Genomic DNA, 22,721 nt, shown 5'->3' on the forward strand with positions numbered 1-22,721 from the left:
ATGCAGAGGTCAACTCTGCCTTCTCCCTGTTGGACTGGCCGGCGCGTTTGCGCCGGCTTTTTTTTCAATCACGTGCCCCCTTTTTGGTTGTGCTAGTGCATTAGTCGCGTATCAGGAAGAGATCTTCTCAGGCTGAAATCGGTCATTTGCTGCGCCATCATGCGAGACTTCCAAACCGATGACCGGGCCGGGCTCGAAGCAGACATTCGGTTAATTCCGCTGAATGTCCGCCTTGCAGACAATGTTGCCGTTGTCCTTCAGGGTGTTTGCTGGCGCAGCATCTGTTCGAAAAGGCAGCACACTCATCGTTGCGTTGTGGCCATAATCACCAATTCTGTCATTCGATGTCGCGCTCAAGTGCAGATCGACAGCTTCATGAAAACAAGCTTGCCTCTCACTCAACAACTGATGCATTTGTCAATTATGATTGTGTGACAAGCCAATCCTCAACTTCTCGAACCTCAGAACGGGTTCTGCTGGTATGCTGGACATCGATAAAGTAGCCATGGGTTGGGTTGATACGCTCATCAAAAATCCGAACCACTCTATTTTCCGCCAGATCCTGATCGATCAGTGGAAGCCAGCCAATGATTGCTCCCTGGCCTTCGGCAGCGCCGCGCAGCAGCACGTTTGCGTCCTCGAAGATCGGCCCGTAGAGCAGATCGGCTATTGAAACGCCCATTGCCTCAAACCAGTCCCGCCACCCCCAGTGATTTCTTTGATGCAAAAGGGGCAAGGTTAATAGATCCTTTGGGTGATCGATAGGTCCTCGTGTAATGACAAACTCTTCGGATGCTATGGCGACCGGGCTAAGCTCAAGCAGCTTGATTGCATCTTCTGCCATGTCGGCGATGCGGTCCCAGCGGATTATGATATCGACATTCTCGCGTTCGTGCGCGCCGGGATAAAGGGCTGGCACCACTTCCAATTCGATCGCGGGATGGGCTTCCCAAAAATCACTAATCCGTGGCATGAGCCAGCGCGCCATAAAGATCGGTCCCGCCGAAACTCGCACCGCTTTGCGTGCGCTTCGATGCATGGATTGAACCGCACTGTCCAACAGGCCAAAGGCCTGACTGGTCGCATGGGCCAAGCGCTTGCCTTCAGCTGTCAGGGTGACATCACGACCCTCCCGCCTGAATAGCTTGACGCCAAACTGATCCTCCAATCCGCGAATATGATGACTGATCGCAGTCGGGGTCACAGTTAGGTCCGCCGCGGCTGCCCGAAAACTGCCGTTCCGGGCGGCGGCGTCAAAGGCACGTAAAGCTGTAAGAGAAGCTGTCACGGCAATCCAATAGATGAGTTTTTCTCATTCATTGCTGAGAATGTTGCTTTTGTAAACTCTGCTATTTCCGGTGCAGGATAGGGCTGCATAAACCTGAGCTCATGAATCGATGACCATGGCAAACCGTCGGCGCGGTCGTAAAGACCGCTTAAAGCAAGTCTCAGAGACTGGCCCGCAGCCACCGGTATGGCCAGGGGTGATTGGTGGGCGTCTTAAACCGCTCTTGCCTGACGAAGAAAGTATGGTCGAAGAAGCCGCATATAAGCTTCTTGAAGACCTAGGGCTTAGTCAGGCCATTCCTTCGATGATCGAAAAAGTCACTGCTGCTGGCGGGGCCATGACGGATGATGGTCGGCTGTTGTTCCCGCGCGCGCTGGTGAAATGGGCGATGGACGGAGCGCAGCGGGGGTTCACCTTATGTGGCCAGCGTCCCGAGAACGACCTGAAGATTGAAGCCGCCCGCGTGCATATGTCTACCGGCGGCGCGGCGCCTGGCGTGTTTGATCTCGACACTCATGAATATCGAGATTCGACATTGCAGGACCTCTACGATGCAGCGCGGATCGTGGACCGGATGGACAATATTCACCACTTTAGCCGATCGGTTGTGGCACGCGATGTCGAAGACAACGCGTTGATGGATCTGAACACCGCTTACGCCTGTCTTACGGGCACGTCCAAGCACGTTTCGATTTCGGTTACCGAGCCGCAGAACGTGGCCGGTATTGCAAAGCTTTGCTATGAAATCGCCGGTGGCGAAGAGGCATTTCGTGCCCGTCCCTTCCTAACGATCATGGTGTGCCATGTGGTTCCGCCCATGCGTTTTGCCGAAGAAGCCTGTGAGGTGCTGGAGTTGGCAATCAAGGCCGGGTTCCCGGTGCAGCTGATCAGCGCCGGACAGGCCGGGGCCACCAGCCCGGCAACGATTGCCGGATCGCTGGTGCAGGCGGTAGCGGAAACGCTGGCAGGTCTGGTATTTGCGCGGTTGGTCGATCCGAAGGTCAAGGCGATTTTTGCCCCTAAACCCCTTGTGGCAGACTTGCGGACTGGATCGATGAGCGGCGGTGGCGGTGAACAGGCCATCTTGATGGCAGGTGCGGCGCAAATGGGTCGGCGATGGGATTTGCCAACGAGCTCGATTGCCGGGATCACAGATGCAAAACGGCTGGATGCCCAATATGGGGCCGAGAAATCGCTGGCGGTGACAATGGCGGCGCATGCTGGGTCAAATATCATTACCCAGGCCGCCGGTATGATGTCGAGCCTTTTGGGGGTGAGTCACGCGGCCTATGTCAGCGACAATGACCTTTTGGGTAACATCCTGCGCACTGTACGCGGCGTCGAAGCAACACCCGAAAATATCGCCGCTGATGTCATCGCAGATGTCTGTCGGGGTGAAGGGCATTATTTGGGTGAGCAACACACATTCGGCCGAATGAAGTCAGATTACTTCTATCCCGAGATCGGCGATCGGCGCGCGCCTCGCGACTGGCAAGATGATGGTGCTCAGCGGATTGGCGACGTTGCGCGGGAGAAAGCGAGAGAGATCCTGAGTACGTATTTTCCCAGCCACCTGCCGGACGAAGTGGATCGCACGCTTAGGATGAATTTTGATATCCGCCTGACACGGGCACAAATCGGACGGCCGGAATGATGAACCAAGATCTTAGCACCCGCGCCCGCGCGAGCCTGCCAGGTGGTGTCAGCCATGAGCTACGATTTCGTGATCCGCACCCAATATTCATTGATCGCGCGCTAGGTGCCGAAAAGTGGGACGTTGAAGGACGCCGCTATATTGATTTCAAAATGGGCAGCGCCAGTCAGATGTTAGGACATTGTCACCCGGCAATTGTCGAAGCGGTGCAGAGACAGGCCGAACGTTCGGTTTTCAGCGCGGACTGCCACACCCAGGAGATTGAGTGGGCCGAGTGGGTCAACCGGCTAATTCCTTCTGCCGAACGCACACGTTTCACCGCATCGGGTACGGAATCCACGATGCTGGCACTGCGACTTGGGAGAGCATATTCGGGCAAGGATCACGTGCTGCGTGTTGAGGGCCATTTCCATGGCTGGCATGATCACGCATTGAAAGGGGCAAGGCCGGGCAGCGATCAGGCGCCGTCTTTGGGTATCCCGGATGCCATCAACGATCTGATCCATATCTGTGCAGCCGATCCTCAGGCTATGGAAGACGCGCTACGGGATGACCGTATTGGCACGGTAATCATTGAAGCCTCGGGCGCGAATTATGGCTGCGTCCCCTTGGCCACCGATACCTTGATGGCGCTGCACGACGTTGCGCGTGCCGCTGGTGTTGTGCTGATCTTTGATGAGATCATCACCGGATTTCGCTGGTCGCCTGGTGGGCGTCAGGCACGCGACGGGATCGTACCTGACCTCACCACTTTGGCAAAAATCGCGACAGGCGGTTTGCCCGGTGGCGTGATTTGTGGTCGCGCCGAAATCATGGAGCTTTTGAACAATGCAACCGTGCGAGGCGGGTTTGGGCCTGCGGTCAGCCACAAGGGCACTTTTAACGGCTCGCCCCTGATTGCGGCTACAGCCTGTGCCGCGACTTCGCTCTTGGCCAGCGGCGAGGCGCAGGCGCATGCCGATACCATGGCCGCACGCATGCGCGATGGTATGAATGCCGCCATGAAGAGGCGGGGCATCGCGGGCATTGCCTATGGCGACAGTTCGGTTTTCCACGTGTTTTTCGGCCGTAGCAGTCTGGATGGACTTAGCCCTGCCGAAATTAGGGGGCTACCGAAACCCTTGGTCAAAGCCTATCGCGACGGCATGCTGACGCGCGGCGTGGATATGATGGCCTATACTTCTGGTTTGACCTCAGCCGCGCATACACCCGAACTGGTTGATGAAGCGCTCTTGGCCTTTGACGACACTTTGTCGGACATGATCCGCGACGGAGCATTGCAATGACCCTCCCGTCCTCCGCCCGCACCGTCATCATCGGCGGTGGCGTTATCGGGTGTTCCATCGCCTATCACCTGGCCCGCGAAGGGCGCAAAGATATCGTGGTGCTGGAACGTTCGAAACTGACGTCAGGCACCACATGGCATGCCGCCGGTCTGGTTCGGCGTTTGCGCCCGTCGGCGACGCTGACGAAATTGATCAACTACTCGATTGACCTTTACGGCGAGTTGGAAGTTGAGACCGGACAAGCCACTGGCTGGACACAAACGGGATCGCTGACGCTGGCAACCAATGAGGACCGGCTGACCAACATCAAACGGCAGGTATCGCTTGGTCGTGCTTTTGGGCTGAAGGCCGAGGTGGTCGATGCCGTCCGCGCACAAGAACTTTGGCCGTTGATTGAAGTGGACGACGTGATCGGTGCCGTTTGGTCGCCTGCTGATGGGCGCGTGAACCCGTCTGATGTGGCGCTTGCGTTGTCCAAAGGAGCCAAGGCGCGCGGTGTGAAATTTTTCGAAGACACCCGTGTGACCGGGTTGCAAAAGAAAGATGGTCGCATCTCGGGCGTCGAAATCGGTGAGTACGTGATTGAGGCCGAAGAGGTCGTGATCGCCAGCGGTCTCTGGTCGCGCGAAGTGGCCGAAATGGCTGGTGCGCATATGCCGCTTTATGCCTGCGAGCATTTCTACATTCTGACGAAGCCGCTGGCCGAGGTACAGGCGCTTGGCAAAGGTGTGCATCTGCCAACGCTGAACGATCAGGACGCTTATCTTTATGCCCGCGATGATGTTGAAGGCTTGCTGGTCGGCTCGTTTGAGCCCCATGCCAAGGGCATTTCTACGCGTGATCTGCCTGCGGATTTTTCATTCGATCTGCTGGATGAAGATTGGGACCACTTCATGCCGATGATGGAGAATGCGCTGCGCCGCATTCCCGCTCTGGAAACCGCCGAAGTGCGGATGCTGCTGAACGGCCCCGAAAGCTTTACACTCGACAGCCAGTTCATGCTGGGTGAAAGCCCTGAGGTGCCGGGTCTCTTCCTGATGGGGGGCATGAACTCTACCGGGATCGCTTTGGCTGGTGGCGCGGGCAAGGCGATGGCAGAATGGATCATCGCGGGCGAGCCGACGATGGAACTGAACGAAGCTGACATACGCCGTTTCAGTCCCGAAATGAACGTGTTGGGCGAGCTAGAAGCCCGCATTCCCGAGGTGCTGGGTCGGCACTACGACAATCCCTATCCAGGTCGGTCAATGGACACTGCGCGCGGTCAGCGCCGCTCGCCAATTCACCAGGGGCTGATGGCCGCGGGTGCGCGTTTTGAGGCGCGAGGGGGCTGGGAACGCGCCGTGCATTTTGGTGGAGATGCAACGCATCTGCCACTCACCTTCGCCGCACCGAAATGGCGCGGTCAGGTGAAGCGGGAAGTAGACGCCTGCCGCAATGGCGCGGCCATTCTTGATCAATCCGCCTTTGGCAAGATCATGATACAGGGGCCGGACGCCTGCGCCTTTCTCAACCGGCTATGTGCCGCGCAGATGGACATCGCCGAAGGGCGCATCGCCTATACCCAAATCCTGAATGCGCGAGGTGGTGTTGAAAGCGATCTGACCGTGCAACGTCATGGCCCGGCGACTTATCTGATGATCGTCGGCGCGGGCGAAGTTGTCCGTGTCATGAAACGTATGCACGACACCAAAAGCGACTTCCGTGTCGAGTTTACCGATGTGACAAGCGGCTATGCCGTGATTGGCCTCGCCGGGGCTAAAGCGCACGACGTATTGCAGGCCACCAGCAATGCGTCAGTACCTGACCTCAAACGCTTTGGTTTTGCGCCGGTCGAGATCGGGTTGGCGCGCGGTTGGGCTGGTCGTCTGAGCTTTACCGGTGAAGAAGGGTATGAACTTTATGTTCCTGCTGACATGGCCATGGCCGCGCATGAGGCGCTTGTCGCGGCAGGTGCCTCTCATGCAGGCCTCTTTGCCAGCGGCAGCTTGCGGATCGAAAGTGGGTTTCGTGCCTTCGGCCATGAATTGACACCGGGCACAACGCCGCAAGAGGCCGGGTTGGGTGCGTTCTGTGCTTTTGGCACCGGCTTCGTAGGTGAGGAGGCGTTGGTTAAAGCGGGTCAACCCAAGCGTCGGATCGTTTCGCTTATGTTCGATGACCCGAATGCGATCCCGATTCATGATGAACCGATTTACTATGATGGCCGCGTCGTTGGACAGATAACTTCTGCGGCGTGGAGCTATCGTTTTGACCGCTCTGCTGCGCTGGCGATGATAAACGCGCCGTTGGACCTGATTGCGGGGCAAGACGTTGTGACGGGGTTCGAGGTGGAAATCGCCTGTACCCGCTATTCCGCAAAATGTTCGCTACAACCCGCCAAGGAGGCGTTTTGATGTCGCAGACGACACGCACGACCCGCGTTGCGATCATTGGCGGCGGTATTATGGGCGTTGCGGCTCAGTTCCAACTCGCTGAAAATGGCTGGACCGACACGATCCTGTTTGAAAAGGCTGAACTGACCAGCGGGTCCACATGGCACGCAGCAGGGCAAATTGCCCATGCCGTGGGCAGCCGTGTTGCAGGCTGGATCAACAAGACATCGATCGAGACCTACAAGTGTGTCGAGCTGGAAACGGGGCAAAGCATCGGCTGGCATGAGGTCGGTGGGTTCCGCATTGCCACAACCGATGATGAAGTCGACTGGATGAAGTCGATCATGGGCGTCGGCAGATTGCTGGATCTGCCGATGGATTTGGTGGGGCCGGATGAGGTTGCGAAAGGCAACCCGTTCTACAATGTAGATAATGTAAAAGCTGCCGTACAAACCTATGAGGATGGGCATATAGACCCGTCTGGAGTGACCATGGCACTGGCCGCTGCTACCCGTGCACGAGGGGCAAAGATCGAGCGGCACAATCAGGTTCTGGGCGCCAGTCGCAGGGGCGATATGTGGCTACTCAAGACCCAAAAGGGCGACGTATCGGCCGAGCATATCGTGATTGCCGCCGGATCCTACGCCAATCAGGTCGGCGAATGGTTCGGGCTCAAGATACCCTCGGTCTCTTGCCTACATCACTACCTTGTCACCGACACAGTGCCCGAATTCGAAGGCCGCCCGGAATTGCCGGTGATGCGCGACAACTCTTATGGTGGCTATATCCGGCAGGAACAGAAATCCGGGTTGATTGGTATTTACGAGGGCCATGAGTGCCCGACCGTTTGGGAAATGCCTGAAGGCGCGCCATGGGCTGCCGAGAACGAGCTGTTTGCTGCGGATTACGACTCAATTGGCGATTTCCTGATGGTTGCTTTCGAAAAGATGCCGATCCTGGCCGAGCTTGGGATCAAACGCGTTGTGCGCGGCGCGATCACCCATACGCCGGATGGAGGAATGCTGGTCGGGCCTTCTGGTGCGCCCAATGTCTGGCTGTCCTGTGGCTCATCCATTGGTCTTGCGTGGGGCGGCGGTGCTGGCAAAGTACTGGCCGACTGGATGGTGCACGGCGAAACCTCGATCAACACACGCAGCCTTGATCCCCGCCGTTACGGAGATTTTGCATCGGATCATTACATCGTTGAGCGCACCAAAGACGAATTCATGCGCCGTCATGACACGCCGTGCCCCGGAAAACAGTTCAATAGCTTGCGCCCGGTGAACCGGCATCCTCTCTATGATCGGCTGGCTGCCAAAGGGGCGGTGTTTGGTGAGATTGCAGGCTGGGAGCGTCCGCGTTACTTCGGAGATCTCGGTGAAGTTGAGCAAATCGGTTGGGGCCGTCAGCCCTGGCATGAGAATGCGCTGGTCGAGGCAAAAGCTACCCGAGAAGCCGCTAGTGTGATCGACCTTTGCGCATTCGCCCAATTCGAGATCACCGGCAAGGATGCGGGCAAACTGCTGGATCGCTTGTCTGCCAACCGTATCCCCCGCAAAGACGGGCGGATGAGCCTCAACCATTTGTTGACCGAGAAGGGCCGTTTCGAGACTGAGATCACCATTTGGCGTATTGATAAGGATCGCTATTTCACAGGCTCCCCCATTACTCGCTCTAACCCGGATTTCGCCTGGATACAAAGCCATATCCAGCCGGGTGAAGACGTGCAGATTGTTGATCACAGCGCCGATTGGGGAATGCTGGCTATGTCAGGCCCTGCTTCGCGGCGCATTTTGTCTGAACTGACAGAGGCCGATCTGTCCAATGCAGCTTTCCCATGGCTTTCAGGGCAGGAAATCACGGTCGCCCAGGTGCCCTGCTATGCGTTGCGCGTTTCATTCGTGGGCGAATTGGGCTGGGAACTTCACGCCCCACTGGAGCGCATTGCAGACATCTATGACGCTCTGTTCGAGGCAGGTGCCAAGTTTGGACTGGCCGATCTGGGGTCCTATGCTTTCAACGGATTGCGGATGGAAAAAGCTTATCGCGCCAGCGGTGAAATGACGACTGATGTCGGACCGCTGGATGTTGGGCTTGAACGGTTCATCGTGGCCAAGGATCGTGAATTCATCGGCAAGGACGCGATGCTGGCCCGTAATCCGGAATGGGAGCTGCTTTATGCAGAGCTTCATGCTGACGGTCTCGATGTTCATGGCGGAGAGCCGGTCTTGTTGAAAGACCGGATCGTAGGTCTGACCACGTCGGGTGGCTACGGCTACACGGTGGGCAAATCGCTCGGGTGGCTCTTTGTAAAGAAAGGGACGCCGCGCGCAAATCTTACGATTCAGATTTTGAATGAAGCTTGTCCGGTGACGATACATGACGCCCCGCTGTTTGATGCCGACAACCTGCGCCCAAGAGCCGAGGACTGAGAGATGACTAATATATCCGGCGGCGAGGCCGTCTATCGCGTTTTGAAGGCCAATGGGATCGACACTGTGTTCGGCCTCTTGGGTGGATCAATGTTGGAACTTTATGACGCGATATATCAGGGCGGAGAGATTGCCTATGTCGGTGCGCGCGATGAACGCGCGGCGGGTCACATGGCCGATGCTTGGGCGCGTATGACCGGCAAGCCAGGCGTGGTTTTAGGCGCGCAGGCCGGTCCCGGCGTGGTGAATATCGTGACTGCCGTGGCCGAGGCGCATCTAGCCTATTCTCCGATGGTTGTCATTGCGGGTGCGATCACCCGTGCAGATCAATGCAAGGACACGTTTCAAGAGGTCGATCAGGTCGCCGTCTTTGCGCCGATCTGCAAGCGGTCGGTGATGGTAACTGATCCTTCGAGGCTGGCTCCGATGCTTGAGGATGCCATTCGTCTGGCCAACACTGGTCGCCGAGGCCCCGTTGTGCTGCATGTCCCACGCGACCTTTTTGCTGAAGAAATCCCCGCCATTGATCCCAGACCGCTACGGATTGCGCGCCCGGGTCCGGCCGCGCCTGCTGACGTCACCACCATTGCCGCGTTGCTGGCCGGGGCAGAACGCCCAGTGATCTTTGCCGGAGGTGGCTTCAAATGGGGCGCGGGTCGTGACGCGCTGACCGCGCTGGTAGAAACACTTGAAGTGCCCGTTGTGGCCTCGACCGGCCATGCAGATGTGATGCGCCATGGCCACCCCTGGTTTGCCGGACAAGCCGGACCGCGCGGCAACCGCGTGGCCAGCCGTCTGACGAGAGAAGCAGATGTGATGGTCGTGATCGGCGCTCGCCTTGGCTTCAATTCCACCTTCCATTCCAACGACTACGTCGGTGCAGATACTCGCATCGCGCATGTTGATGTCGAAGGCTCTGCCGTTGGTCGCTATTTCCCTGCTGAAATCGCGGCTCAAGGTGACGCGCGCCTTACGGCCGAAGCGCTGACCGAGGCAGGCCGGAAGCCAAAATGCGACGCATGGCGCGAGAGCTTCAAGGCGGATATGGACAGTCTTTGGGCTGAACGGGCCAAAGAGGCCGTAATCGAAACGCTGCCCTTGCACCCCCGCCGCGCTTTGGCAGAGCTGCGCAATGCCTTGCCTGAAGACGCCATTGTTACACTTGATACCGGCAACACCTGCCTGCAGGCTGCGGATCGCCTGGCCCATTACGAACCAATGTCACTGATCACACCGCTGGATTTTGGTCTTGTCGGCTTTGGTCTTGCCGCCGCAATCGGCGCCAAAGCCGCCGCCCCTGAGCGCCCGGTTGTCGCGATCATGGGCGACGGTGCTGTTGGCTACACTATGATCGAGATTCAAACCGCCATTTCGCATAAGCTCCCGATCACCATCGTAGTGCTCGACAACGAGGCATGGGGCGCTGAGAAAGCCTATCAGCAAGAGTTTTACGGCGGGCGTCTTCTGGGCGCGGAAATTGAAAGCCCCCGCTTTGACAAATTCGCCGAACTCTGCGGTGGCAAAGGCATCTGGGTTGACGGCCCCGGCGGTATGGGCCCCGCCCTACAAGAGGCCATTACATCGGAACAAACAACAATTATTCAAGCCAAGATCGATCCGGGCGCGCTGATGACGCTGCGCAAAGACCTGTTCAGGGCACCGCAGAATGGGGCAGAGGAATAAGCGCCTGTGCTCCATCATCATCGACGCTGGTAGCACGGATCTTTGTGCCACGCACGCAGCCCGAGAAAAGGGCGCAAGCATGTTGATGCTGGAATGTTCGTCCGAGGCTTAAAACGGACGGTCTCACTCGATCAAAGTTTCGACTTGACCTATGATGAATAGCGATAAAGAAAATCACCCGTTATGTGAAATCTGCTCAGGTTCAAATGGCAGAAGGCCCCTTTCTTGATTTGCGTCATCTGAAGATGATCCGCGCGATTGCCGAACACGGGCGTGTCAACGATGCGGCCGAGGCTTTAGGGGTCACTTCGTCGGCTCTTTCGCATCGCATCAAAGAAGCCGAACGACGGTTGGATCTGGTTCTATTTACACGCATCCACAAGCGCCTGCGCATGACCCCGGCGGCGGAATATCTTGCCGATGTCGCAGATCGCGTTCTGACCGAAATGGACCGGGCCGAGCGCGATGTTCGGCGAATGGACCGCGGTGTGGAGCATGTCGTGCGCATCGCGGTCGAAACCTACAGCGCGTCGTATTGGTTGCCCGATTTCATCCGCTATCTGCAAACGCGGCTACCGGGAATTGAGCTTCAGGTCATGGCAAGCGTGACGCGCAAACCTGTTGGCGCACTTGCAAACAGGCACGCCGACATCATTGTGACGTCAGAGGAGGCAACGCCCATTGGAACGCATTGCATTCCACTGTTCAGGGACGAGTTGCTGTTCATCTTCGCACCAGATCACCCGCTTGCCGCAAAAACTCATATCGAAGGCAAGGACATCGAAGGGGAAGACTTCATCACTTACGCCCTGACCCCTGAGCCGGATCGTGAATTTGCCCGGCTGTTTCGCCCGTCCGGGCGCTATCCACGCTGGACCACAACGGTCGAGATGCCCGAAGCCATCGTCGAGCTTGTGGCCGCCGGTCAGGGCAGCAGCGTGCTTGCTGGCTGGGCCGTGCGCCCGGCCATCGAAGCTGGACGTATAATCGGCCTGCGCGTCGGCAAGGACGGAATCGAGGTGCCTTGGGTCGCAATGATACGATCCGAAGACAGGGGCACAGGCCCCATTCTGGAAGTCGCCCAAGCTCTTGCGCGGTGGTCTTCGGCAAACGGCGGGTTCGGTTAGGACCGGAGCCTCTCGTTTTTTGGATCGTACACATGGTGAGAATGACGCGTTGCCGCGCGCATCTCGCCGAAAGCCTGAACCAAACAGTCCTCTCCCATCTCGAGCGAACCATTTTCAACATAGCCGAGCGCCAAAAACTTGCCGGTTCGATAGCCCATCGAGACCGACGTCAAGTAACCGATGACCCGTCCCTCTCGGATGATCGGGTCGGATGGCAATGGCTCTGGCCCGAGATCGGTGATCTCCAACCCGATAAAGGCCCATGCAGCTTTCTGCATTGCCTGTTGTTCAACGGCCTGTCGACCGGTGAAAGGCTTGGACATGTTCGCGAACCTGGAAAGACCAACATCGAACAGCGTGTATTCAACGCCAAAGTCCGCGCCCCAGCCGAGATACCCCTTTTCGACGCGCATGGCATTAAGCGCGTAAGAACCGAAATTGCAGATGCCATGCGGCTTGCCCGCCGTCCAGATCGCATCGTAAAGGGCCACCAGATCTGACGAGGCGACATGTAGCTCCCAACCCAACTCGCCCACGAAGCTGACCCGCATGGCCGTGACCGGCATACCTGCGATCTCGATTTCGGCCAGGCTCATCCAGGGTGCATTGGCCGCGCTCAGGTCATCGGCAGTGAGGCCCTGCAACAGATCGCGGGATTTCGGACCCATCACCAAAAGCGCGCCATCGCGAGTGCAACCCTTGGTCAAACGAACGTCGGCATCGCCGCAAGCGGTCGCAATCCAGTCGAAGTCTCGATCAACAGCCAGGGTAGGGCCACACAGCAGAAATCTGTCGTCGGCCAAACGGGCAATTGTCGCTTCTGACCATATGTGTCCCTTGGGTGTCAGCATATAGGACAGACGCACCCGACCGACGGGCGGCAGCGTTCCGCAGACTACTTTATCAAGCACCTTGGCCGCGTCGGGCCCATCCAGGGTGAATTTTGTGAAGCCGCCATGGTCCATGATCCCGACTCGATCACGAACCGTTTCGCATTCAATCCGCACGGCATCCTGCCAAGGCTCGTGTCCGAAGCTCAAAGCGCTTGGATCGTTTGTCTTGCCCAGATCGAACCAGAATGCCCGTTCCCAGCCGCCGATTTGTCCCATGACCGCGCCCTGTTCGACAAGTTGCTTATAGAGCGGGGTCTTGTTGAGCGGTCGCCCAGAATCCATAAGACGATGAGGATAGGGGATCGCATATTGCAGGTCATAATGCTCGGACGCGCGTGCCGCTGCATAGTCTTGCGTGGCCCATGACCCGAACCGGCGGGGATCCCAGGCGGACAGATCCCATTCGGTTTCGCCTGTCGTCAGCCATTCGGCCATGGCTTTGCCAATGGCCGCTGAATGCGTGATGCCAATCTGAACGCCTGTCGCATGGTAGAAGTTTCGAACACCTGCGGCGGGCCCTACAAGGGGAAGTGCGTCAGGCGAATAGGGGATCGGGCCATTAACGAAACGCTGGGCACCCGCTTCGGCAAGCTGAGGCACATGGGCTGAGGCCGCTTCGAACACCGCCATCATCCCGTCGATATCATCTGCAAACAACTGATGGTCAAAGTCCTGGGGAACCCCGTCTTGCCAGACCGGGCGGCCTTCGTGGGCATAGGACCCGAGCAACAAGGCGTTTCGTTCGCGCCTGAGGTAAAAGCGCTTGTCGGGGTCTCGGATCAAAGGAAACGTGTCGGTGTCCTTCTCTAGAACCGCCAGTGGCGATGTCACCATGTATTGGTGTTCAAGGGTGACGACGGGCACGCGCAACCCGGCCATTGCCGCAATCCGTCCGCCGCTTGAACCCGCCGCATTTATCACGGTTCCCGCGACAATGGTGCCAGTCGATGTTTCAACCACCCATTCCCCCGACGCATGCTGTCGCAATCCTGTGACCGGCGTGAACCGATGAACCTTTGCACCCAAATCACGGGCGTGTTTGCCTAGTGCCTGGGTCAACTGACTGGGATCGATGTCGCCCTCATAGGGATCAAATATCCCGCCATGGATTGTATCATCCGCCTGCCAATAAGGATGCATCTCTTCAATCTGTGACGGCGTCAGCATCGACAGTTCAAACCCCGCCGATCGAGACACACCACACAGGTGTTGGAATAGTTGCATCCGCTCAGGCGTGTGAGCAGGCCAGATAGCGGATGTATGCCGATAGGTGATCGGCGCGACCGGGTCTTTGGCAAGCTCCTTGTAAAGCTGCCAGGCATAGTTTCCGGCGCGCATGCCCAACCACGAGTTAGCGTAGGTGGGAATATTGCCCGCGGCATGCCACGTCGACCCCGCAGTCAGTTCATTCTTTTCAAGCAAAACGGCATCGGTGATGCCCGCCTTAGCCAGATGGTACAGGATGGCAGCACCAACTGCGCCTCCGCCAATGACAACAACCTCTGCATGGCTTTGCATTCAGTGCGACTCCAACAGTCTTCCAAAACCAGTGATCGGATCGGTTATGCCGACGGCGCGCAGCGAATGCCAATAGACCGCCGCATTGCAGGCCACGATTGGCTTGCCGTGGGTGTCTTCCAACGCGCCGATCATGGCCACCACGGGCAGCGCGGTCCCGACCTGAAGGATAACGTCGCAATCCGAGGAAGCGACCTCAGCAAAGACGGACCGGATATCCTCCAACGGAGTTTCACAGATGGCAGGAAGCGTGGGCGCTTCGGTGCCCTTGATCGCGACCACCTCGAACCCGGCGTTTTCAGTGTTTGCTTTCACAACAGCATCGACTTCAGCGTTGAACGGCGTGACAATGCCAACACGCGTCGCCCCAAGGGCGCGCAACCCCGCATAATCGGCTTGCGAAGCGCCAATCACCGGCACGCCGACCTGCTGTGCGATATCTTCGCACCGCGCCTTCAGTTTGTCCGGCCCACCGAGCCCTGCGTCGGTTGTCAGACCGACGGCGATTGCCGACGGCGCACAGTCCATCAACTTTGCCGCTTCGTCGGGCAGGTCATCCGACACCGAATCGCCCCCCAAACGAAAGCGCTGCATCTGGTTGGTCACACCCTTCGGTCGAAGCAATTCCAACTCCGGCTGGACGACAGTATTCATCGCAGGCGTCATGACGCCAATCACGGCGCGAGGGGCAAGTGTGTCAGCCATTCTCAGTCTCCTTCAGGAATTGGCTAAGTCCGATCATGCCGCCGATATAGATTACGTCGCCGACAGTCTTTTCCATTGCATCAGCGACCCCCGCGGCACAGTCGAAATGGCTTTCCCAGATGCTCAGAGTTTGGCGTGTATGGGTGATCGGAATGAATCGATGCGTGGACACGTACCCGGTCACGGGAAGCGCACTTTCGAGGATGTCATAGGTATAGGAATGATCGGTATCAGAATGGGCCAACAAGGTTTCCCGGAACACTGTGCCATCGGCGATGTCCAGCTTGCGGATGGTGCCGGTGGCGGTCGGTGATCCGTTCTCCAGGCCAACACCTACCACGCCCGGATTCCAATGCACTACACCGTCAAAGGCGCGAACGGCCGCCCAGACTCTGTTTATGTCACTGTCGATGACCATACTTCTGAAGACGTGCATGTCGGCTCCTCTTTAGGGCTGAAGATGGATGGGATAGTTGGCTCGAATACGTGCTTCAGCCTCTGCATCAAGATGTGCCGAATGCGGTGCTGCCAGTATCTCGGTCACGCGGGTCCGTGCCTGATCCCAGATCGAAAGACGGCCTGCAGCAACCCAGTCATCGACACTTTGGCGATTGGCAAGAGCCGGATAGTGATAGTCTGACTTCATGCGCTTGAGCGTTTCGATTTCCCCCAGATAATGACCGTCCTGGGTGACGACGCGTTCCACCGCGTCCAGATCGAGTGTCTCCACACTCACTTCAATCCCCCTGATGCTGCGCAGGATTGCCCCACACATGTCGTCATCGATCACCATCGCTTCGGGGCTGGCCACCATGATCGAGCCCAGCATCCCCACGGAAAGGTTGATCATGTCGGCGCCGCCATGTCCGGCCAGGGCGACGGTGTAGCCTTTTTCATAGCCCGCTTGGGCATCCACCATCTTGGAATCCGTCATACCCGCCGAGACTGTGGATGGTAGGCCGATATGGGCCAGAAGCTGGGCCGCGGCAGCATTGGCGATCGCTGCTTCACCGCTGCCACCGCTCATGGCTCCGGTGCGCAAGTCGGAAATGAAGGGCATCAGCGCATAAATGCACGGGCTACCCGCCTGGATACCGTCAACCACCACTAGGCCAGCGAGCGACTCTGCCAAGCCCTGTGCCAATGCGCCGGCCAAGGTGACCGGACTTGTCGCACCTGCCTGGCCAGCCGAACAAATCTGCGGGATCATGCCTGCTCTCACGGCCTTCTCCAGCATCAGTATTCCTTCGGCGCTATAGGTCAGCGGGGGAACCACATGGACAATCACTGCCATGCAAAACGGTCTTTCCCGGAATGCATGTTTGTGGCCGAGCGCTATATCGAACAACTCAACTATCGGGTCGATGTGGTCAGGCTCGCAAAAGCTGATGCCAATTGGTTTCGAAGTGGCTTTGAGGCAGGCAAATGCGGTGTTGATGTCCAGCTCGAACGGGTCGGTCAAATCCCTGGCAACAACGGGCCGTACACCATAGTGGATGTTCGACGATGCATCCAATACGCGCATTAGATCGTAGAGGTCGCTTAGTGAGCTGTCCTTGTAGGCGCCGGTTGCGGCATCCAGAGTCTGAACCGCCGCTCCGCCGGTCCCGATGTGAACCCGGCTGCCGCCGATCTGCAAATCCCTGTCTGCAGTGAACCCCGGTAACGTGATCTTTCTTGGAGCGCGAGACAGTGCATTTCTGATCATCTCATTTGAAAAACAAAGGCGTCCGTCAGGGCGACGCCACGCCCCTGCAGCAATCGCCCGTTCGGTTGCCTCTGCCGGCAAGCCGACCATACCCACTGTCGAAAGAATGTCATAGGCATGCGCTTCGATGGCTGCCAATTCCAAGGACGACAGCGGCCTCAAAGCACCCCCAATCTGAAATGCAGGCGGTGCGCCCGGTTCCAATCCGGTTTCTGATGTCTCATGTCTTCGCGTGCGTCTAACCATCTACGCCCCTCAACGACACCAATAAAGCGCAATTGTCTTGTGTTGAGAATTCAATAAACCGGCTCAGTTGGTGAAAAAAATTCACGAAAGGTTTTTAGCGTTGCTTTGCGCTGTATGAGTCTCATCGCAACAGCTCGGTTTATCTCAAACCAATGAATGCGTCGCTTTTGAAAAGGGCTTTCCTGTGACGTTTGTGTCCGCGCATACCGTTATGGGTTGTTGCAGCAGATATTGGAGTTCAACATTCTAAATGTCAGCTCCAACCCTAATTGGGCAGGTCAACAATGCCGCCCGAGGTGTGAACGCCCGGTTTTCTCGCCGCGCCGCGGTACAACGGCCGATTCCCATGCGGCAAAATATCCGCAGCGAGCGTGCGCAGCGAAAAATCAAAATCACATAATGGGCTCAGTGCAGTCCTTGCCGCCAATAAGACGAATGCCCGTTCTGTACGCAATGGGGACATTCGAACAGTTCCGATGGGAACAGGGACACTTTGATTGGTCCGTTGGTTCTATTAAAAAATTGACAGCTTACTTTTTGGCCAAACTCCAAAACTTGCCTGCGATTCAGCTGCAGATTTTTTGTTCAACAAAGATCAGTTGTCTGAAAAAAAACAAATCCTCTATTGACCGCAAATTCGGGATGAAATAGACCCGCTCGAGTTGAGCGGGCGTCGTATACTGGCTATTACCTCAGCCTTCCAAGCTGATGAAGCGGGTTCGATTCCCGCCGCCCGCTCCAAGAATTTTTCTCCGACATATAACCTGCAAAACGACTATATTTATTCTAATAGTGCATTGAAATAGTTGTTAAAGCAGTGATTAAGATGCTTGCCTTCCAAGCTGATGAAGCGGGTTCGATTCCCGCCGCCCGCTCCAAATCAGCCTTTAAATTCTGCGTCAAATGGCCCTTTTATGTGGGGTCATATATTGTGGTTCTTGACCCGGCTTGCCGCGGCCGCCAAGAAGCGAACACTTAAGTGCGAAAAAGACGTAAGGGCCAATTATGGCGAACTCTGCCTCAGCCACGCCCAAGGGCAAACCTGCACCCGGTGCCACGGAAGAGCGTGCTGGATCTCGGAAGATAGGCGTTCTGTCGTCTCTTTGGCCATTTATGAAGCCGTATCGGGCCCTGATGACGGGTGCGGTACTGGCACTGGTGTTGACGGCCAGCATGACGCTAACCCTGCCACTTGCGGTACGCCGAGTAGTCGACAATTTCCGAATTGAAGATGGCGAGTTGCTGGATTGGTACTTTCTGGCGGCACTGGGCATTGCCGCGATTTTGGCGGTGGGAACTGGCATCCGATATGCGCTGGTCACCCGGTTGGGTGAGCGCGTCGTGGCCGATATCCGCAAGGCCGTGTTTAACCGCGTCATAGGAATGAGCCCCGAGTTCTACGAACGGGTCATGACCGGAGAGGTGCTCAGCCGTATCACCACGGACACGACCCTGATTCAGTCTGTGCTGGGATCGTCCGTATCCATTGCCTTGCGCAATATGCTTTTGTTTGCGGGTGGTTTGGTCCTGATGCTGCTGACCTCGGCCAAGCTAACGGGTTTGGTGCTTTTGCTGATCCCGGTGGTGGTGGTGCCGATACTTGTTCTGGGGCGTCGTCTGCGGGTCCTCAGCCGCGAAAATCAGGACTGGATCGCGGCCTCGTCGGGCAACGCAGGCGAGGCACTGAGCGCGGTTCAAACCGTTCAGGCCTTTACACATGAAAAAGCCAGCCGGAAGCAGTTCGGCGATATGACCGAAACCTCTTATGCGGTTTCTCTTCGACGTATACAAACGCGCGCCGTGATGACGGTAATCGTTATCTTCCTTGTATTTTCGGGCATCGTCGGCGTGTTGTGGATGGGGGCAAACGACGTTCGCAACGGCGTGATGACCGAAGGTGTTCTGATCCAGTTCGTGATCTACTCAATCATCATGGCCGGCTCTGTCGCCGCCCTCTCTGAGATTTGGAGCGAGCTGCAACGTGCAGCCGGCGCGACCGAGCGTCTGGTGGAATTGCTGAACGCGCAGGATACCGTGATCGATCCAGCCAAGGCCAAACCCCTGTCAGCACCTGTGCGCGGTGAGCTTCGGTTCGATGATGTCACCTTCCGCTACCCGGCCCGTCCGGATGTGGTGGCACTGGACCATCTGACCCTTTCGATCAAACCGGGTGAAACCGTGGCTTTCGTTGGTCCATCGGGTGCAGGCAAAACCACAGTGATCCAGATGATCCAGCGGTTCTACGATCCGGACGCAGGTCATGTCAGTCTGGACGGCGTTGACCTACGTGATCTCGACCGGTCCGATTTCCGGCAGCACATGGCTTTGGTGCCCCAGGATCCGATCATCTTTGCAGCCTCGGCCCGCGAGAATATTCGGTTCGGGCGTCTGGACGCCACGGATGCCGAGGTTGAGGCGGCCGCGCGCGCAGCCGCGGCGCATGAGTTCATCTCGAAACTGCCCGAAGGTTATGACAGCTTTGTTGGTGAGCGCGGCGTTATGCTGTCAGGCGGTCAGAAACAGCGCATTGCGATTGCCCGTGCGATCCTGCGGGATGCCCCGGTTCTGCTGCTGGACGAGGCGACTTCGGCCTTGGATGCCGAAAGCGAACGCGCGGTTCAGGGCGCGGTTGACCAGATGCGCGCCGGGCGCACCACACTGATCGTGGCCCACCGTCTGGCGACGGTCAAAAAGGCGGATCGGATCGTTGTGATGGAAGCCGGTCAGATCGTGGCCCAAGGCACGCACGAGGATCTGGTCGTTCAGGATGGCTTGTATGCTCGCCTGGCGCGCCTGCAATTCACCGACGGAGTTGCGGCAGAATAGCCTGACGTCGGGGAAGTCAATTTTACGCCGCTGCGTAATTCTACAAATTTGGGCGTGGCCCCTCTAACCCGTCGCTTGCACCTGCGGGGTTTTGCTTCCATCTTGTTTTGGAAAAAACCGCGCAAGACGCGGGAGAAAAACAGGGAGGAGTCACATGGCCTTTGTGGGTTTGGAAGACAAGGCGAGAATGGAGCAGGAAATGTCGTGGGAGGATCGGGATGTTCCGGTCACTTTCCACCAGTTGCTGTCACGCACAGCAGGCAAATACCCAAACAGTGATGCGGTCAGCTTTCAGCTCATGTCTGGTCCGACAGACAAGGCCGAGACTCTGACGTGGTCGCAACTGCTTGGCAAAGTCAATCAGGCAGCGAACCTGTTCCGGTCTTTGGGTGTCGGTGAGAAAGACGTGGTGGCATATGTGCTGCCCAACTGCAACGAAACGCTGGTCACCATGATGGGCGGTGCGGTCGCAGGGATCGTGAACCCGATCAACCCGCTGCTAGAGCCTGAGCAGATCGCAGCAATCCTGCGCGAAACCGGTGCCAAAGTGGTTGTGACCCTGAAATCCTTCCCCAAGACGGATGTGGCGCAGAAAGTCGAAGAGGCGGTGCGCCATGCGCCCAACGTCAAGACCATTCTTGAGATTGACCTCAACCGTTATCTGACGCCGCCGAAATCCTGGCTGGTGCCGTTCCTGCGTCCCAAAATGGGCGACAAGGAAAAATTGGCGCATGCGGACTATAAGAACTTCAACAAGGAACTGTCCAAGCAACCGACGACACTGACCTTTGAAGACAGCAAGGAAGATCGCGTTGCCTGCTATTTCCACACTGGCGGCACGACCGGTATGCCGAAGGTCGCACAGCACAAATACTCGGGCCTGATCTACAACGGTTGGCTTGGGAACACGCTGCTGTTTTCCGAAGAAGACGTGATCATGTGCCCGCTGCCCATGTTCCACGTTTTTGCCGTGCATGTGATCATGATGGCTGCCGTCTCATCCGGCGCGCATGTGGTTTTCCCGACGCCTGCTGGATATCGCGGCGACGGCGTGTTCGACAATTTCTGGAAACTGATCGAACGCTGGAAAGTGACCTTCATCATCACCGTCCCAACTGCAATTGCCGCGAAAATGCAGCGCCCAGTGGATGCGGACATCTCAAGCGTGAAAACGGCATTTTCGGGCTCGGCCCCTCTACCGGTCGAATTGTTCCGGCGCTTTGAAGAGGCAACCGGCGTGACCATCGTGGAAGGCTATGGTCTGACCGAAGCCACCTGTCTGGTGTCCTGCAACCCGGTGGACGGGGAAAAGAAGATCGGCTCGATCGGTATTCCGTTCCCTTATACGGATGTGAAAATCCTGCAGGATGGTCCGGACGGACCAAAGGAATGCGCCGCAGATGAAATTGGTGAGATCTGCATTTCGAATCCGGGCGTTTTCGCCGGTAACACCTATACCGAGGCGGACAAGAACGTAGATCTGTACCACTTCGACAAGTACTTGCGCACAGGTGATCTGGGACGCTTTGACGGAGATGGCTACCTTTGGATCACAGGTCGTGCCAAGGACCTGATCATTCGCGGGGGTCACAACATTGACCCGGCCGAGATCGAAGAAGCTCTGCTGGGGCACGATGCTGTCGCGTTTGCCGGTGCCATCGGGCAGCCTGACGCCTATTCGGGCGAGGTGCCTTGCGCCTTTGTCGAACTGGTTGATGGAGCCTCGGTCACCGAGAAAGAGCTGATGGAGTATTGTAATGTGCATGTCCATGAACGCGCGGCACAACCCAAGCACATGACCATTCTGGACGAACTGCCCAAAACTGCCGTCGGTAAGGTCTTTAAGCCCGAACTTCGCAAACAGGCGATCACGCGTATCTATAACGGCGCGTTGGAAGAGGCTGGCCTTGAGGCACGGGTCGTTTCGGTCATCGACGATAAGAAACGCGGACTCGTTGCGCAGCTTGACGCGAAGGGTTCCGCAGAGGACGATGTCAGCAAAGTGCTGGGATCGTTCACCCGGCCGTGGGAGTGGGCTGCCTGACCGGGAGGAAACATGGATTATGAACGTCTGATTGATGAAGAGACTTGGGCGTTCATAAAACGAACGGCTGAAAGCTATCCGGATGATGCGGTCGACCTTACGATCGAGGATCAGCGCCGGGTCTACGACACGATGTGTCGCGACTTTCGCCAACCCCGCCCACAAGGGGTCGAAACACAGGACAGGCAGGCCGATGGTGTGCCTGTCCGCGTTTACAATGCCGGTCACCCGACACGAACCGTCATCTATTTTCATGGTGGCGGTTTTGTTGTTGGCGGATTGGACAGCCACGACGACGTCTGCGCCGAGATTTGCGCGCAAACCGGGTATCGGGTTGTGGCCGTGGACTACCGCCTGTGCCCCGAACACGTACATCCTGCGCAGTTTCAGGATAGCTGGACCGCTACGAACTGGGCTGTGCAGGAGTTTGGCGATCCTATTGTCCTTGCGGGTGACAGTGCCGGTGGCAATCTGGCGGCAGCGGTCGCCCAATATGGGCGAGGGCGGTTGGAGAATGTGCTGGGGCAGGTGCTGATCTACCCAGGTTTGGGCGGCGACAGCGCGAACGGGTCGTATATCGAACACGCCCATGCGCCGCTTTTGACGCTGGATGAGATCGTTTTCTACGAAAAGGTACGTTGCGGTGGCACTGTCCCGCAAGATGATCCGACCTTCGCGCCGCTTCACGACACAGATTTCTCGGGTCTTCCGCCGACCGTGGTGGTGACTGCAGATTGTGATCCGCTGCGGGATGATGGCGCCGCTTATTGCGACAAGATTTCCGCCGCCGGAGGGCAGGCGCATTGGATCAACGAGCCGGGCCTCGTTCACGGATATCTGCGCGCGCGGACAAGTGTGAAGCGCGCGGCTGACAGCTTTGAACGGATCTCAGTTGCGATTGAGGCGCTGGGCCAGCAGATCTGGCCCTACGATTAA

14 protein-coding genes and 1 tRNA gene are annotated in these 22,721 nt (G+C 57.4%); 10 read left to right on the forward strand and 5 right to left on the reverse strand.

The annotated features are described in order from the left end of the window. Positions 1-421: 421 nt before the first annotated feature. Positions 422-1,288, reverse strand: coding sequence for a LysR family transcriptional regulator (locus AC2FJF_RS07035; protein ID WP_496724175.1), 867 nt, complete (start codon positions 1,286-1,288; stop codon positions 422-424). Positions 1,289-1,397: 109 nt separating this feature from the next. On the opposite strand from AC2FJF_RS07035, the gene AC2FJF_RS07040 reads away from it, so the two are divergent. The 6 genes from AC2FJF_RS07040 to AC2FJF_RS07065 all read left to right on the forward strand — a co-directional run bounded on the left by AC2FJF_RS07040 (position 1,398) and on the right by AC2FJF_RS07065 (position 11,845). After that, positions 1,398-2,942 carry a trimethylamine methyltransferase family protein gene (locus tag AC2FJF_RS07040; protein ID WP_496724177.1) on the forward strand — a complete coding sequence of 515 codons (1,545 nt, stop codon included), beginning with the start codon at positions 1,398-1,400 and terminating at the stop codon, positions 2,940-2,942. Beyond that, a complete protein-coding gene (locus AC2FJF_RS07045; protein ID WP_496724179.1) occupies positions 2,939-4,228 on the forward strand; it encodes an aspartate aminotransferase family protein in 1,290 nt (429 codons plus the stop codon). The genes AC2FJF_RS07040 and AC2FJF_RS07045 overlap by 4 nt, the downstream gene beginning before the upstream one ends. After that, positions 4,225-6,624 carry a GcvT family protein gene (locus tag AC2FJF_RS07050; RefSeq protein WP_496724181.1) on the forward strand — a complete coding sequence of 800 codons (2,400 nt, stop codon included), beginning with the start codon at positions 4,225-4,227 and terminating at the stop codon, positions 6,622-6,624. The genes AC2FJF_RS07045 and AC2FJF_RS07050 overlap by 4 nt, the downstream gene beginning before the upstream one ends. Then, positions 6,624-9,035 (forward strand): FAD-dependent oxidoreductase, encoded by a 2,412-nt coding sequence (locus AC2FJF_RS07055; protein WP_496724182.1) that lies wholly within the window; start codon positions 6,624-6,626, stop codon positions 9,033-9,035. The genes AC2FJF_RS07050 and AC2FJF_RS07055 overlap by 1 nt, the downstream gene beginning before the upstream one ends. 3 nt (positions 9,036-9,038) lie before the next feature. Then, the gene (locus tag AC2FJF_RS07060) at positions 9,039-10,718 is read left to right on the forward strand and encodes a thiamine pyrophosphate-binding protein (protein WP_496724184.1); all 1,680 of its coding nucleotides are present in this window, start codon (positions 9,039-9,041) and stop codon (positions 10,716-10,718) included. A 206-nt stretch (positions 10,719-10,924) separates the two neighbouring features. Continuing rightward, positions 10,925-11,845, forward strand: coding sequence for a LysR family transcriptional regulator (locus AC2FJF_RS07065; protein ID WP_496724186.1), 921 nt, complete (start codon positions 10,925-10,927; stop codon positions 11,843-11,845). On the opposite strand, the gene AC2FJF_RS07070 is transcribed toward AC2FJF_RS07065, so the two are convergent. The 4 genes from AC2FJF_RS07070 to AC2FJF_RS07085 are packed head-to-tail and all read right to left on the reverse strand — an operon-like array spanning position 11,842 to position 16,915. Further along, entirely contained in the window at positions 11,842-14,256 is a 2,415-nt protein-coding gene (locus AC2FJF_RS07070; protein ID WP_496724188.1) for a GcvT family protein, read from the reverse strand. The two genes, AC2FJF_RS07065 and AC2FJF_RS07070, sit on opposite strands and share 4 nt — an antisense overlap. Next, a complete protein-coding gene (locus AC2FJF_RS07075; RefSeq protein WP_496724190.1) occupies positions 14,257-14,961 on the reverse strand; it encodes a maleate cis-trans isomerase family protein in 705 nt (234 codons plus the stop codon). Next, positions 14,954-15,397, reverse strand: a complete 444-nt coding sequence (locus AC2FJF_RS07080; protein WP_496724191.1) for an SRPBCC family protein — start codon at positions 15,395-15,397, stop codon at positions 14,954-14,956. The genes AC2FJF_RS07075 and AC2FJF_RS07080 overlap by 8 nt, the downstream gene beginning before the upstream one ends. 12 nt (positions 15,398-15,409) lie before the next feature. Further along, positions 15,410-16,915: a trimethylamine methyltransferase family protein gene (locus AC2FJF_RS07085; RefSeq protein WP_496724193.1), complete on the reverse strand. Its 1,506-nt coding sequence runs from the start codon at positions 16,913-16,915 to the stop codon at positions 15,410-15,412. Between the two features lie 666 nt (positions 16,916-17,581). Here AC2FJF_RS07085 and AC2FJF_RS07090 point away from each other — a divergent pair. The 4 genes from AC2FJF_RS07090 (at position 17,582) to AC2FJF_RS07105 (ending at position 22,721) form a co-directional block, all read left to right on the forward strand. Next, a tRNA-Gly gene (locus AC2FJF_RS07090) sits at positions 17,582-17,656 on the forward strand. Positions 17,657-17,920: 264 nt separating this feature from the next. Continuing rightward, positions 17,921-19,741: an ABC transporter transmembrane domain-containing protein gene (locus AC2FJF_RS07095; RefSeq protein WP_496724195.1), complete on the forward strand. Its 1,821-nt coding sequence runs from the start codon at positions 17,921-17,923 to the stop codon at positions 19,739-19,741. Positions 19,742-19,895: 154 nt separating this feature from the next. Then, complete coding sequence (locus AC2FJF_RS07100; protein WP_496724197.1) at positions 19,896-21,785, forward strand: acyl-CoA synthetase; 1,890 nt, start codon at positions 19,896-19,898, stop codon at positions 21,783-21,785. Positions 21,786-21,797: 12 nt separating this feature from the next. Continuing rightward, a complete protein-coding gene (locus AC2FJF_RS07105; RefSeq protein ID WP_496724199.1) occupies positions 21,798-22,721 on the forward strand; it encodes an alpha/beta hydrolase in 924 nt (307 codons plus the stop codon).

The organism is Ruegeria sp. CDSB013, from assembly GCF_059611165.1.